The following is a 13,717-nucleotide window of genomic DNA, read 5'->3' on the forward strand; positions in this document are numbered from 1 at the left end:
CCTTATTCACCCTTCCGCGGTTTTTGGGCCACTAAACCGTACCAGTCACCTAATTTAAAACTTGCTTCTAGTTCAAACCCCGCTGTGGTTAAGGCTTGTACCACCTTAGCTTTTTGCTCGCTAATAATCCCGGATAAGATAACCTTGCCCCCCTCGTTTAGGTTAGCGTAGGCTTGGGGCATTAAGGGGAGTAAGAATTCCGGTAAAATGTTGGCCAAAATCAAATCAACCTGCTGCTCAATTCCATCTAAGAGGTTGTTAACTCTTAGTTCAATCGGTAGAGCCTGCGGATTTAATTCTAGGTTAGTCTTAGCAGAGGCAATGGCTTCTTCGTCAATATCCGTGGCTAGCACTGACTTGGCCCCTAGTATTTTGGCTACGATAGCCAAGACCCCAGAACCAGTCCCCACATCAATCACGGTTTCACCCCCGCGCATCACCGTTTCCATTGCCGTAATGGTTAACCTGGTCGTCGGATGGGTCCCCGTTCCAAAGGCCTTGCCCGGGTTAAGGTAGACCAGTTTTTCTAAGTCATCACCAGCTTGATAATCTTCCCAGGCAGGAACCACCGTTAAGTAGCGGCTTAGGCGGGTAGGGTGGTAGTATTTCTCCCAGGCGGTCTGCCAGCTGGCATCATCCACTTGGGCTAAAGAAACGGTTGCTTGTCCGGGATTTAGCCCGAAGGTAGTTAGGGCCTTAATCTTACTTTCTAATTCTAAGGCTAACTCCTGCAAATTTTGCTCAGCCGGAAAATAGGTGACCAACTCAACGGCTTGCTCGTCAGTTTCAATTTCCTGCAAGCCCCCGGCCCCATTTTCCATCAAAAGATTGGCGACCGCTTCTTTGGCCTCCATACTCGTCTTAACTAGTAGTTGTGTCCACTCCATCTTCTCAATTCCTTTACTTAAAATTTAGGGTAGGCTAAGTTACCACTAAGGTTTTGTTTAGCTACCCATTTAGCTAGTTGCTCTTCATCAAACTTTAATTCAAAGATTGTTTCAGACTCTTCGTTTAAAAAGTCCAACAAATCGGCCTGCCCGTTATCTACTACCTCTTGTAGATAAGCTAAAAAGCCGGCTGCCTGCTGCTTAGTCCAACCCGCTTTGCCAGCAAACGGTAGGCAAGCCAAGTAATCGGCGGTATCAAATTCAGCCGGCTTTTGCTGATCGTATAGTAAAATGGCATCCACAAAACTGATGATTTCTTGATCAGAGTCTACCCCGCTAGCATCAATGATTTCTTGCCCGGCTAGATTTTGGGCATAAAAAGTCAGCTCTAAGGTAAAAGTTCGCTCCGCCTTTTGCCAGCTGAGGTCTAAATCACCATCAAAGTCTAATTTGGCTAGGCCAGCCTGTAAGTAAGTTAATAGATTTTCTTTTGCCACCTGAAAGTCCCCCTTGTAGTATTAATAATAATCTTGAATCACCCTTCTCAATAACAACTCAACAATTATACTAAGAATATTTATCCCACTAGCTAACCATTGACAAAAGCTATTACTATGGTGATAATATTAAGTGAAGATAACTTGTGAAGGATTAACGCTGGGTCCCAAAATGGGGTAGATGCCATGTGCATTGAGAATTCCTATGTGCCTGGGGTTATCTTATTTTTTTGCCTTTTTTAGACTTTCAACAAAGTGTTGCGGATCTTTTTTTATCTCATTAACAATAGTTTCAATTAACTGTTGAGAATAAGTGTAGCTTGATTGATTACCAACTACGTGCTTATAAGCAAATTTAGAATTATTTTTTACGTCGTAAAAATCAATAAATAAAGAGAGCACAAATTGATTGAATCCAGCTTCATAATTCAAGGTGATATTTTTCTTTTTTAACCTTTCGTTAACCGCTGTTATAACATTGCTATAAGAGTATTTATGAGTGTTAGACGGATCTTTTAAATCCTTGATAATAGCGACATTATTATTTGAATTTTTATCAACTTTTACAGTAAAATCAGCTTTGTCCCTATTTTTAGTAATATAAAGCTTTTGAGCAATATTGATAGCGAATTTATCTGAATTATATTCAGTATTTAAAACGTCAATTTCATTTGCTTGTCTAATAAACTTCTGAGCAATTTCAGCAGGGTATTTTAATTTGATTTCTTCGTTCGTTAAAGGTTCATAATTAGCATGTATAGTTAGAAAATTTTGAGGAATATATTTTGTGATATCTCTACCATGAAATTTAGATAATTCGTTAGTAAAGTTAATAACACAAGCTTGAAATAGCGGAGCATATTTAAATTCATAATCTTCTGTTATAAAATGCGTACTGATATTTCTTAATTCAATTATTTTTTCTAGATTTAACCGAATTCGCGTATTTTTATCAGGATATATTAGCTGTGTAGCTTTCTCTAGACTAATAGTTCTACCTGGCTTATCCTTAAAATAAATACTTATGCCTCGATTCAACAACTCAGCCTTTAACATTAATTCCCATGCATTACAAATAAAGAAACTAAATCCCTCAACCCTATAGCGAATAGTAGGCTTATTATAAATTTCTAACCCCATAATAAAAGCTTCGACACATTTATCAACCAAGCGTTTCGATAAATTTTCCACAAAGTCATCTCCAAAATGTTTATTACTTATCTTACCCTATTTTGCTAGGCGCAAGCAATTTTTTCGCTAAATCTTTATTTTTATTGCAAAAACCACTTACAAACTTCGGATTTTTTGATAGACTTAAGTTAGTAAATATATCCACGTGTTATTTACTTAAAAAAGTTAGTACATAGTATGTAAAGGGGTCTTTTTTATGGCTGAATACAAAATGATTTTAGATTTAGATACCGGGATTGACGATGCCTTAGCCATCGCTTACGCACTCGCTACTCCTGAAAGTGATTTAATTGGGATTGTGAGCTCCTATGGTAACGTCCTAGTTGAGCGTGCTTGTCAAAATAGTTTGGATTTACTAGAACTTCTAGGTCATCCCGAAGTACCTGTTTTTAAAGGCTTAAGTCACTCTTCAACCACTGATAGTTTTTCTGTGATGCCAATTAGTGCCCAAATTCACGGTAAAAATGGGGTTGGTGAAGTCGAAGTTCCTAAGGCTAAGCGCCAAGTCGAAACCCAAAGCGGGGTTGACTTCTTTATCGAAGCTGCTCACAAGTACCAAGATAAGTTAATTATCGTCCCAACTGGTCCGCTAACCAACCTAGCAGCCGCTATTCAAAAAGACCCAACCATTGTTGACTTAATCGGTAACGTCACCTTGATGGGGGGAGCCTTAACTGTTCCTGGTAACGTCACCCCAGTAACTGAGGCTAACATCAACCAAGACCCAGAAGCTGCTGACCTTGTCTTTAGAAGCAATTTAAACCTGACTATGGTTGGATTAGATGTTACCACCCGAACATTGTTAACCAATAAGGAAACAGCTAGTTGGCGCGACCTTGGCACCCTTGCCGGCCAAAAGTACGCCGACATCGTCGACTACTACATCGATGCTTACAAAGTAACTAGCCCCCACCTCGGCGGTTGTGCTTTGCACGATCCCCTTGCAGTTGCGGTTGCAGTTGACCCATCCCTAGTTGATTTATTAAAATTAAACATGAAGGTCGACACAAAAGCCCCATTTGCCGGACGGACAATTGGGGATGAAACCCGCATCAACGACCCTGCCTTACACACTAAGGCAGCAGTTAATGTTGATAAAGACCGGTTCTTAGACCTCTTCATGACTAAGTTAACCGCCCTCTTCAAGGCAAATTAATTAGAAAGAAGGAACAAAGCTTGGCATATCTTGGAATAATCCTCTTTTGTTTTTGGTTGTTAATCATCAGCCATAAACTAACCGCTGGCCCTAAAAACCGCAGCTTTTCTTATGCCCGCGCATTTTTAGGCCTCAGACTTTGGTACCAAAATCCCCGGATACTCCTTTTATTGATAGCTTTAGCTTGCCTAATTTTCTTTAGTCCCCTAAAACTAGTCTACTTAGTTTTTGCTCTCGCCGCCTATTTGACCGCCTTTTTATGCGGACGTAACTTTTGGAACCGGATTGGTCCCGCTTGGCCCGGCTTGATCTTAACTCTTAGTAGCTTTACTCTGGCAGTAATAACAACCGTTATTTACTTCCACATGTAATAATAGCGGCTCAACCATACTTACCTGTGGTTGGGCCGCTATTTTTCAGCTTTTACTTTGATTGAAATGGCGGTGGTATTATTTATGACTTTCAGCTTCTAAAGTATGCTTGCTTAAGACGCACTAGCAATTAGAGTGGCCTAATCCTTCTGATTGGTTAATGGCCATGAACTTTTCACTAGCTTTCTTTACATTCTCATAGTATTGATTCGACCATTGCCATCTAGTATCCGAATGATAATCACTTAAAATTGTGCCTGCTCCTCTTTCTAAATCATTTATTTCATAGGATTCATTGACAAAACTTCCTTTTATACCATACCAGTCAACTAGTTCTTCAAACGTGCTAAACGTCTGTAAGAATTTAGCTGTCTTTACTTTTTTTAAAGCCGATCTTAATTTACATTGTTTTTCCCTTGTATAGTAGTATTTCAAATCGAGCAAGGTACAGTCAATTCGATCACCAAATACAGTCGCACGCGTCATGTTGACTCCATTTCTTTCGCAGGGAAAATAGAAAATTGGATGTTTACGGTAAGTTTCGTACTCCTTAATCATCCTAGTAGTAAATCCGTATTTACTATAAATCCGGCTAAAAGAAAGCAATGCATCGGCTGTGCATACAACCTCGCCTCTTTTCCTAAATGCCTTTCCATCGGGTTGAACTACCTACGATTAAAATCGCAGGAATCGCGTCACGCGATTACATTACGTGTACATTAAAAAACGATACACGCTCCGAACCTAGTTATAATGACTGGAAATACCGCCATTATGCTAAATATATAATATTCACTAATTATCGCACCCGTTTTGACTCGCTCAGGGTGATACGCATAATTTTGTGCTATTAGTTCGGTAGGATTTGGTTCCGTTTCCTAAAAAACTTCGTTTTTTTAAATTATTTCCACCAAGTTACCTGCTTTTAATTTAGGATAATCTCTTAATTTTACATGTTTTTCTGGGTGTAAGCCCCACTCTTTAATGTTTAAGGCTGCGTTATAATCCCTATCTACTTCTTTACCAGTATATGCTGAAACATATATGCGTTTACCGTCTTTATTAGTCGCTCTTAATTCGTGCTTTTCCTCATATTCAGTTCCATATTCTACTTGGCTAGTTTTATATGGATCCACTTTAATAAGGGTCTTATTTTGTTTATTTACCAATGATTCAACAATCTTCGCTAATTCATAAGGTTTGATTAAAGCTAAGCGCTTATTCTTACCTGTGTTTTGCGCTTTATTCAGTGACAAACTACGTTTTCTCATCTCAAAAGCATCTATTTTTTCGATGATGATAGTATCGAACTCGTCTACTAATTCGTGAACTAACTTTCTGTATGTTTCAGTTAAAATATTAGCTCTTTTGGCACTTAATTTTGCTTGTTTACGTTGATATTTTTGCCATAAAACAGTTTTACCACGCTTGTTGTATTCCCTATCTCTTAAAGATTTAAATTTATCTTTTGCTACTTCTAATTCATTAGCTTTTTTCACAATATCCTTAGGTATTGCGATGGTTTTATTTTCAGAAGTTCTAAATACTTCATTGTTAAACATGTTCCAATCTGCGCCAACAACTTTATTTTGAGAACTACGTTTCTTTTCACGAGTAAAGGTTATTTGTAGTCTAAATGTATTATCTGGTAATCTTTTAACCTTAGTTAAAGCTATCTCTTCAAAATTAAGATGCTTTAAATTCTCAAATACCATTATTTCTCCAAAATCGGCTACATTTAAATGGTGTGATGAAACCAATCTTGTATTGCCATTAGGCAATTTTTGTGAAGTAATTGTCCTAAATGAGTTATTATTCCGTAAAAAATTCATTGAACCTTTGCGATACCATGAACGATGTTTAGGATTTTTATGTTTCCCATTTTTATCTTTAGTAATATTCATTCTGAGATTATATTTTTCCACAGCTGACATTTGCCCTGCTTGTTCTAACCTCTTACGATATTGAGAAAAATTAGTGAAGATTGTTTTCAAAAACTCATCGGCCGCGTGCGAAGATAATCCTAGTTTCTTAACATTCCAACGTTTTAAGTCGTATTTTTCTTTAATAAACATTGCCTTAATTTTATTATTAAGGTAGTTTATTCCTTTCCCAAAAGGCAACGGTCTGCCAATATGTTTATGGCCATAAGTCTTATACAAGTAATTCAATGCAAATTGGTATAACTCATTTTGTGTTTTGATTGCCTTTTCATACAATTCTATTTGTTGATAGCTTAAAGAAATATGATATTGTCTTGTGTATCCGAATTTATTACGCTTCTTTGTAACCATTTATGTAACCTCCTTTCAAGAAATATTGAATCGCAATATACAGAAGCTATGAAAAGGCAACTTAAAGGCTGTTATGGTAAAAATAAGTTAGTTTAGCGGGCTTGACCCCTAATTAAAATCAGAGGTTTGCGCCCGTTTTATAATCAAATTCCAATACTCCTTTTAAGTTTATAATCATAGTGCTAATTTAACTGACTAACTCTTGTAGAAACATCATGTTACTATATTCCTATTCTATCCTGATAATCGTTATTCTGTTACTTCGATTACAATACTAGAAAAACTACAGCAGCAGTCCTGAGACTGAGTTCAAAATGATAATACACTTCGCCCAAATAACACTATCTTTGCATAACTGGACATTAATTAATCTTGCGTCCTTCAGCATAAGCTTTTTTTGCTTCTTCGAGTGTCATATGATTAGGTCCACCATCATGATTTATAATTCCTGTATTTTACCATCTACAATTATCACAAATATCATAATCCATAACCTTTTCACCACATACAGGACAATGTAGCCATGTATAACCATCAACTACCCATGTCTTTTTTTAATTCTCCATATATAATACTCAACTTCTTCAATCATTATATTCCTCTTAAGTTAAATAGAATCTAAGCTATTGTTTCTGACAAGAACCGCCTTGTTAGATTTACATTCCTCTTAAGTTAAATAGAATCTTCTCTACCAATATTTATGGTTTTGCAAATATCTAGGCATTCTCCATCTTCAGTCCATCGGGACCAAACTCCTATTTTCCCATTAAGATTACTGAATTCCTCAAATATATTTTTCCCAATGATGTTTTTGCCAACTGCCAAATGTTCCTATGTTACTATTAATATAGGATATATTCAATTTTCCAGAATTTTTAATCCTATCTAAACTTTCTATAAGCATCTTCTTAAATCTTTCCAAATTTGGATTGTAATTACAGTTTGGACAAGTTTCACCTGGGTTGGTTAACTTTTTCCCACATTTTTTGCAATGATAAATAAAAACATTAAGTCTCTTTTTCCTTTGCATGCTACAAGCTAGGCTACATGTTGTTGTTCCATTATTTTTAATGCTTTTGCATGCCCGATATACATGGTCCAATTTTATAAACCATTCCAAACATTCTTCGCATTTGAAATAGAAAAAACTTAGCTTTTTATACTTAATTTCCAGATATTTAGCTTCTCCTCCCTTCCCAACATATTTATCCATTTGTAACACACCTGGAAATTTTAAAATATCATTCATATTAAGTATGTGATTCGGAAGTTCATTTTCTATCTTCTCCCCTACATTTAGTACAAATACATATTTTATCCTTAAAATGATTGATAAATCTATCATTGCATCCCTCACATATTACCATAGTTTATCACATCTTTTTATATTCATTAAATTACGCATTATATAATATTATATCTTATAAATCTTATAAATACTATAAATAAATAAAGCGGATTTCCCGCTTTAATAATATTATATTAATTAAAAATGAAACCTCCAGTGTCTCCAAGATTTGTTTCTACTTGAACAGAATTCCCATTTTGTGTCATTTTCCCGACATAACCCATATGAGAAGGATCTTTCCCAGCATAATCATTCCAAGTTACTGTATTTGAATTTGTGCTTGGCGCATGATATTGTTGGCTTGGTTGCTGACTTGGTACATGATATGTTTGTTGACTACCACTATTGTATGTTTGAGTTGATCCACTATTTCCACCATTATTTGCATTATAACCATTATAACTTTGCGTCTGATTGCTTGTTGTATTAGAGTTACCAGCAGTTTGACTATTTGATGTTGATGTATTGTTATTTGGAGATGGTTGAACTGATGAATTATTCTCCGAATTATTATCTGAAGAACTTTGTGTAACATCTGAAGAAGAATTTGCAGCAGAAGATGATGCCGCCTCTGCTTCCTTCTTGGCTTTATCTTGATCCGCTTTCTTTTTCATCTCATTCAATTTTTCATTATACTGTTTTAATAATGCATCAATATCTTTACCAAACCTCCTAATATCATCTGATGAATATACAACGCCTTTGTTCTGCTTCATAAATAATTTTTCATTATTTAAAGCATCTGCTTTTGATTGTAAGTTCTTTTGATTAATTTTCTTTAATTGGTCCTTTGTCAATGTATTATTTTTAATTCTACGACTTGTACGATCAGTAAAATATTGACGTCCAGATGAAATAGACGTTGCATAATAGTCAGATACTTTACTACTTTGTTCCTTCTTCTTACTATATTCTTTAAAATCTTGTTCTAATTTCTTTAAATCATCAATTCGTTTCTGATCATCCTTCTGAGACTTCATAGCATTTGTTTCTTTACGTACTAATGCTAGTTCAGAATTGATTTGATCCGCACGCACTTGTTTGTTGTGGTTGTATAAAATACCCCCACCAATAACACCGAATAATACTACTGAGGAACCAATTCCTAATGCTGCCTTTTTAATATTATTATTTTCTTTAATGTTTTCAAATCTTGAACCTTTCATAATAATCTCTCCCTTTTGTTAATTGTTTGTGATTATTTATTTTATATTTAATTTTCATTAAAATGAAATTTTCTTTTATATATATTATTAAAAGATATTTATTCTATAGATGAAAAATAATTTTTATTGTTTCTTTATTCTTTATTACAAAGATGTTAAATCTAAAATTTTATTTACTAACTCTTCTTCACCTATATTTGTAACATCTAACGGAATGACATCTTTATGGGAATCTAAATACATATTCATATTATTAATTAGATGATTAAATTCTAATTCAGATTTTGGATCTAAACTATTTACTTCTTTAGCTTTTTGTTTTCTATTAACATATTCTTCATATGTTGTATAGAGCATAAATTCATAATCTGGTTTAATACATTCCGACTAAATTTCTAATTCTTTAATCTTACTAAAACCCAAATCTCCTTGATAAATATAACTACTACCTACATATCTGTCACATACAACATCATATCCATCATTTAACATCTTTTGTATTGTTTTTAAGTGTTCTTTTCTATCTGCAAACATTAATAAAGCTTCCGTTTCTAATGAAATATCATTATGGTTTTCAAATACCAACTTTCTTATTTTTTGACCAAATTCAGTTCCGCCAGGTTCAAAAGTCTTATAAAATTGTCGAACCTTTTCCAAATTATGAATTAAGGTTGATTTTCCACAACCATCTAACCCATCTATTACAATAAACATATTAAGACTTCCTTTTCTTTATTAATTTTTTGTTCTTTTTCTTTATTATTCCTGTTATTATTATATATTAATATAATAATATATTTACGTATTCTTATAATTAAATAATAAAATAATATTTTAAAGTATTGTCTTGATTTATACTTCCTTTTTTATTTAGAAATTAGTGAGAGTTCCTATAACCACATGATTTACACCTTGCGAATGCACTACCTATTTCTAATCCACAATTTTGACAGTGATGAACTGAATTTTTATAGAGATTTTTAAGTCTACATTTATTGGAACAAAATACTACACCACTATTCCTTACAATTTCATAAGTATGATTTACTGAAATTTTTAATTTTATAAACCACTTATTGCATTCATCACATTTAAAGTATGAAAATTTTATTCTTTTGTATTTAATTTTTAAATATCTGTCTTTTCCATCATTATCCACATATTTTTCAATTTGTGTTACTCCTGAAAATTGCAAAATATCATTTATATTTAACCTATTATTAGGAAGCTTATTTTCAATATTTTGTCTACATTCATAGCAAATGTCTACATTATCTTTATATTTAATGCAGTAATATTTATTGCATATGCTACATATCATGAGGATTTATATCCCCTCCTAATTTATATATTATATAATAATTTTAAGAAAAGACAGCAAAATTTCTTCTGCTGTCTAAAATTAAAAATATATTTTGTTTGGAATAATTTATTATATTGATTGACGGATTGTATCATCATCAATTTCTAATGCTTTGTAAACTAATTTCATTTGATCAGGTTCTGGACTCCAATATTTAGCGTCAAACTTTGCCGCTAGTTGAGATTCCAGTATAAGAGCTTCCTCTTCTGTTTTGCATATGGAGTTTAATTTGAAAACAATTTTACCATTGGCATATTCGAGTTGATTTTTATATTTTCTTTTCCATCCAATATCAAGCTGTTGGTCAGGGTTCTCTACAAGACTAATGAACGATCTAAATGACGACAACATTTCTTTACCAATATTTTTCGTTTTGCAAACATCTAGACATTCTCCATCTTCAGTCCATCTGGACCAAACTCCTATTTTTCCATTAAGATTGCTAAATTCCTCAAATATATTTTTCTCAATGATGTTTTTGCCAACTATTTTATCAAATGTTTTTATGTCCTTATTAACATAGGGTATATTCAATTTCCCAGAATTTTCTATAAGCATCTTTTTGTAATGAACAACACGAATTTTAGCAAGATGTTTATTCGCGCAAGATCTGCTACATGTTACTGAACCATTATTTTTAATATTTTCATATACTTTAGATATATGATTTAATTTTATAAACCATTTTGAACATTCATCGCATTTAAAGTAATAGAAACTTAATTTTTTATACTTAATTTCAAGGGATCTTATATTTTCACTATTTCTTGGATATGTATCTATTTGCAACACACCTGGAAATTTTAGAATATCATCTATATCAGATATATCATCAGGAAGTTCATTCATAATATTTTCTCTGCATTTAGTACAGATTTCTATTCTATCCTTATAACCATTTCTGAATTTATTTGTGCATATCTCACATATTGCCATAGTTTATCACATCCTTTTATATTCATTAAATTATATATTATATACTCGTGGTGCTAGTTAGAATAAAACTGAAAAAAAGCTCAAATGGACTATACTGTAAGTGAAAGTAAAAATACAGGAGGTAGTCCAAATGAGTCACTTACAGTATACCGCTAAGTCTCATCACTTACAATGGAGTATGCCACAAATAACCAAATTTTGCCGTACACTTTATCGCAATTATTGTCCAGATTCTATCAAATATAGACGAAACATAAAATTGGCTAAAGTTTTCGACGAATCAATACTTGTTTTACTAGTCATACAAGCCGAACTAGGGATCACTTCACAACGACATTTTTATAAAATATGCCGTCTTATCTCTTGTGGTACGTTACTGGAAAGAAGTCGCTTTAACCGCCGTGCAAGACAACTAATATGGATATTTCAGCTTATTCGTCAAGCTATGAATGGTCAAATCCCTTCTGAAACCGTTGTTATTATGGATAGTTTTCCTTTACCACTTTGTCAGACGATTCGTAATCACAGAACAAAAATTTTCAAAGAAATAGCAGATATTGGCTATAACGCTTCTAAGAATATGTGGTTTTATGGCTTTAAAGTTCATATGCTAGTGACATTATCTGGATATATCATCAATTATGTCGTCACGCCTGCTTCAGTCCATGATATTAAAGCTGTTCAAGAACTATTAGAAGGCTGTAAACATTCAGTCATTCTTGCTGATTTAGGCTGTCTAAGCAAAGAATTAAAGGAAGAACTGGCAAAACGAGGTTATAAATTATGGACACCAGTTCGTCGTAATATGAAGGGGGCCAAGCAATGGAATGACTCTAAAATTGCTGCTTTGAGAAGAACAATTGAAACCAGATTTTCAAAGTTATGTAGGAAATTTAATGTTGAGCACACACTTTCTAGAGATTTAACTGGATTTCAATTAAGAATTGAACAAATAGTGTTATCGTATAATTTAGACTATTTTGAGATTAACTAGCACCACAGGTATATTATATAATAATTTTAAGAAAAGATAGCAAAATTTCTTCTACTATCTAAAATTAAAAATATATTTTGTTTATTTGAAATAATTTATCATATTGATTGATAAATTATATCATTATCAATCCCCAATGCTTTGTCAACTAATTTCATTTGACCAGGTTCCGGATTCCAATATTTCGCATTAAACTTTATAGCTAATTGACATTCTAATATAAGAGCTTCCTCTTCTGTTTTACATATGGCATTCAATTGAAAGACCATCTTTCCTTTGGTGTATTCTTGCTTTTTATATTTTCTCTTCCATCCAATATCAAGCTGTTGGTCAGGATACTCTATAAGACTAACGAATGATCTAAAGGATGATAGCATTTCTCTACCAATATTTATGGTTTTGCAAATATCTAGGCATTTACATTCCTCTTAAGTTAAATAGAATCGAGTAAAAAGTAAATACACCTTATCTTTTCTGAAGCTCATTTACATTCCTCTTAAGTTAAATAGAATCAGTAGCAGGGTGCAAGCGAGTGTATACGAGCGAATGACATTTACATTCCTCTTAAGTTAAATAGAATCAGGAACAGCCTGCTGTTTCCTCTGCCACCCGGGCGACATTTACATTCCTCTTAAGTTAAATAGAATCTTAAATGCAGCAATTAAGCAGAGCTTAGAGTTATAATTTACATTCCTCTTAAGTTAAATAGAATCCACGGTCATAAGTTACATGTTCATGCTGTCGTTAACTATTTACATTCCTCTTAAGTTAAATAGAATCGCTAGCGTCCCCCCTTACAAGATGTTTCCGTACACAATTTACATTCCTCTTAAGTTAAATAGAATCGGGTTAAAACGTCTTAAAATGGCTTATATGAGCTTACATTTACATTCCTCTTAAGTTAAATAGAATCACTACCCTTTAAAATCTCTGTACTATCAACTAGTTTCCACATGCATTCTGTCTATCACTACTTTTGTCCCCATATCTACATAATACTTTTTCCTGTAAACTCTTTCAAGCCCAGTGATTTCAACTTTTCCATCATCTGTCGATGTCCCCTTCATTTTGTTCTATCTACGATCGACAGATGTATACTTAAAGTTTTTTTAACATTACAAGTTATACCTATCTCACTTGCATATTTTTAAAAACAAAAAGAGAGTATAAAAAAATACCGTATATAGATATATACGATACTCACCAGGGCAAGTTATTATATTCTCTTAGCATACCCGGCATACTTCCGGCATACCTTTTCCTAAAAAATCGTTACATTACCAAACGTTTATAAAACATAAAGCTTGATATAGCAACGTTTAGAACGTCCCAAAACATTATAAAACCCTATCTAAGGAGAGTACAGGATTTGAACCTGCGCGCCGGTGTTACCGGTTCGCCGGATTTCGAGTCCGGTGCATTACCACTCTGCCAACTCTCCATAACAGTATAAATTATATCAAATTTAAACAGAAATTCAATCTTTTTTTAGTGGTTAGGATAAGATAAATTAG

At 33.6% G+C, this 13,717-nt stretch carries 12 protein-coding genes, 1 tRNA gene and 1 CRISPR repeat array; of the genes, 2 read left to right on the plus strand and 11 right to left on the minus strand.

Annotated features, from left to right (window positions below):
- Positions 1 to 2: 2 nt before the first annotated feature.
- The 3 genes from prmA to N4597_RS06170 form a co-directional block, all read right to left on the minus strand.
- On the minus strand, positions 3 to 887 hold the full coding sequence (prmA, locus tag N4597_RS06160; RefSeq protein WP_260902913.1) for a 50S ribosomal protein L11 methyltransferase: 885 nt from the start codon (positions 885 to 887) through the stop codon (positions 3 to 5).
- Positions 888 to 904: 17 nt separating this feature from the next.
- Complete coding sequence (locus N4597_RS06165) at positions 905 to 1,384, minus strand: DUF3013 family protein (protein WP_172573591.1); 480 nt, start codon at positions 1,382 to 1,384, stop codon at positions 905 to 907.
- A gap of 222 nt (positions 1,385 to 1,606) precedes the next feature.
- Positions 1,607 to 2,575 (minus strand): DUF3644 domain-containing protein, encoded by a 969-nt coding sequence (locus N4597_RS06170; protein WP_260902916.1) that lies wholly within the window; start codon positions 2,573 to 2,575, stop codon positions 1,607 to 1,609.
- A gap of 196 nt (positions 2,576 to 2,771) precedes the next feature.
- On the opposite strand from N4597_RS06170, the gene N4597_RS06175 reads away from it, so the two are divergent.
- On the plus strand, positions 2,772 to 3,731 hold the full coding sequence (locus tag N4597_RS06175) for a nucleoside hydrolase (protein ID WP_260902917.1): 960 nt from the start codon (positions 2,772 to 2,774) through the stop codon (positions 3,729 to 3,731).
- 494 nt (positions 3,732 to 4,225) lie between these two features.
- Here the strand turns inward: N4597_RS06175 and N4597_RS06180 are convergent, their stop codons facing one another.
- The 7 genes from N4597_RS06180 to N4597_RS06215 form a co-directional block, all read right to left on the minus strand.
- On the minus strand, positions 4,226 to 4,660 hold the full coding sequence (locus N4597_RS06180) for a DUF6994 family protein (RefSeq protein ID WP_390892624.1): 435 nt from the start codon (positions 4,658 to 4,660) through the stop codon (positions 4,226 to 4,228).
- Between the two features lie 338 nt (positions 4,661 to 4,998).
- The gene (locus N4597_RS06185) at positions 4,999 to 6,396 is read right to left on the minus strand and encodes an RNA-guided endonuclease InsQ/TnpB family protein (RefSeq protein WP_260902919.1); all 1,398 of its coding nucleotides are present in this window, start codon (positions 6,394 to 6,396) and stop codon (positions 4,999 to 5,001) included.
- 784 nt (positions 6,397 to 7,180) lie between these two features.
- Positions 7,181 to 7,741, minus strand: a complete 561-nt coding sequence (locus N4597_RS06195; RefSeq protein WP_260902920.1) for a hypothetical protein — start codon at positions 7,739 to 7,741, stop codon at positions 7,181 to 7,183.
- Positions 7,742 to 7,878: 137 nt separating this feature from the next.
- Positions 7,879 to 8,910, minus strand: coding sequence for a hypothetical protein (locus N4597_RS06200; protein WP_260902921.1), 1,032 nt, complete (start codon positions 8,908 to 8,910; stop codon positions 7,879 to 7,881).
- A 144-nt stretch (positions 8,911 to 9,054) separates the two neighbouring features.
- Positions 9,055 to 9,267: a hypothetical protein gene (locus N4597_RS06205; RefSeq protein ID WP_260902922.1), complete on the minus strand. Its 213-nt coding sequence runs from the start codon at positions 9,265 to 9,267 to the stop codon at positions 9,055 to 9,057.
- Positions 9,268 to 9,297: 30 nt separating this feature from the next.
- Complete coding sequence (tmk, locus tag N4597_RS06210; protein WP_260902925.1) at positions 9,298 to 9,624, minus strand: dTMP kinase; 327 nt, start codon at positions 9,622 to 9,624, stop codon at positions 9,298 to 9,300.
- A gap of 718 nt (positions 9,625 to 10,342) precedes the next feature.
- Positions 10,343 to 11,209, minus strand: a complete 867-nt coding sequence (locus N4597_RS06215; RefSeq protein WP_260902928.1) for a hypothetical protein — start codon at positions 11,207 to 11,209, stop codon at positions 10,343 to 10,345.
- Between the two features lie 130 nt (positions 11,210 to 11,339).
- On the opposite strand from N4597_RS06215, the gene N4597_RS06220 reads away from it, so the two are divergent.
- Positions 11,340 to 12,203: an IS982 family transposase gene (locus N4597_RS06220; protein ID WP_260902930.1), complete on the plus strand. Its 864-nt coding sequence runs from the start codon at positions 11,340 to 11,342 to the stop codon at positions 12,201 to 12,203.
- Positions 12,204 to 12,618: 415 nt separating this feature from the next.
- A CRISPR array of direct repeats spans positions 12,619 to 13,116; the repeat unit is 30 nt; unit sequence ATTTACATTCCTCTTAAGTTAAATAGAATC.
- Positions 13,117 to 13,557: 441 nt separating this feature from the next.
- Here N4597_RS06220 and N4597_RS06225 read toward each other — a convergent pair.
- Positions 13,558 to 13,644 (minus strand) — tRNA-Ser (locus N4597_RS06225).
- Positions 13,645 to 13,717 lie beyond the last annotated feature (73 nt).

The organism is Ligilactobacillus agilis (assembly GCF_025311475.1).
GTDB lineage: Bacteria > Bacillota > Bacilli > Lactobacillales > Lactobacillaceae > Ligilactobacillus > Ligilactobacillus agilis.

Excerpts from the sequence above, each read along its gene's own strand:
- N4597_RS06195 (WP_260902920.1), bottom strand. The coding sequence starts at position 7,741 with ATGATAGATTTATCAATCATTTTAAGGATAAAATATGTATTTGTACTA.
- N4597_RS06180 (WP_390892624.1), bottom strand. The coding sequence starts at position 4,660 with ATGATTAAGGAGTACGAAACTTACCGTAAACATCCAATTTTCTATTTT.
- N4597_RS06220 (WP_260902930.1), top strand. The coding sequence starts at position 11,340 with ATGAGTCACTTACAGTATACCGCTAAGTCTCATCACTTACAATGGAGT.
- prmA (WP_260902913.1), bottom strand. The coding sequence starts at position 887 with ATGGAGTGGACACAACTACTAGTTAAGACGAGTATGGAGGCCAAAGAA.
- N4597_RS06185 (WP_260902919.1), bottom strand. The coding sequence starts at position 6,396 with ATGGTTACAAAGAAGCGTAATAAATTCGGATACACAAGACAATATCAT.
- tmk (WP_260902925.1), bottom strand. The coding sequence starts at position 9,624 with ATGTTTATTGTAATAGATGGGTTAGATGGTTGTGGAAAATCAACCTTA.
- N4597_RS06200 (WP_260902921.1), bottom strand. The coding sequence starts at position 8,910 with ATGAAAGGTTCAAGATTTGAAAACATTAAAGAAAATAATAATATTAAA.
- N4597_RS06205 (WP_260902922.1), bottom strand. The coding sequence starts at position 9,267 with ATGCTCTATACAACATATGAAGAATATGTTAATAGAAAACAAAAAGCT.
- N4597_RS06215 (WP_260902928.1), bottom strand. The coding sequence starts at position 11,209 with ATGGCAATATGTGAGATATGCACAAATAAATTCAGAAATGGTTATAAG.
- N4597_RS06175 (WP_260902917.1), top strand. The coding sequence starts at position 2,772 with ATGGCTGAATACAAAATGATTTTAGATTTAGATACCGGGATTGACGAT.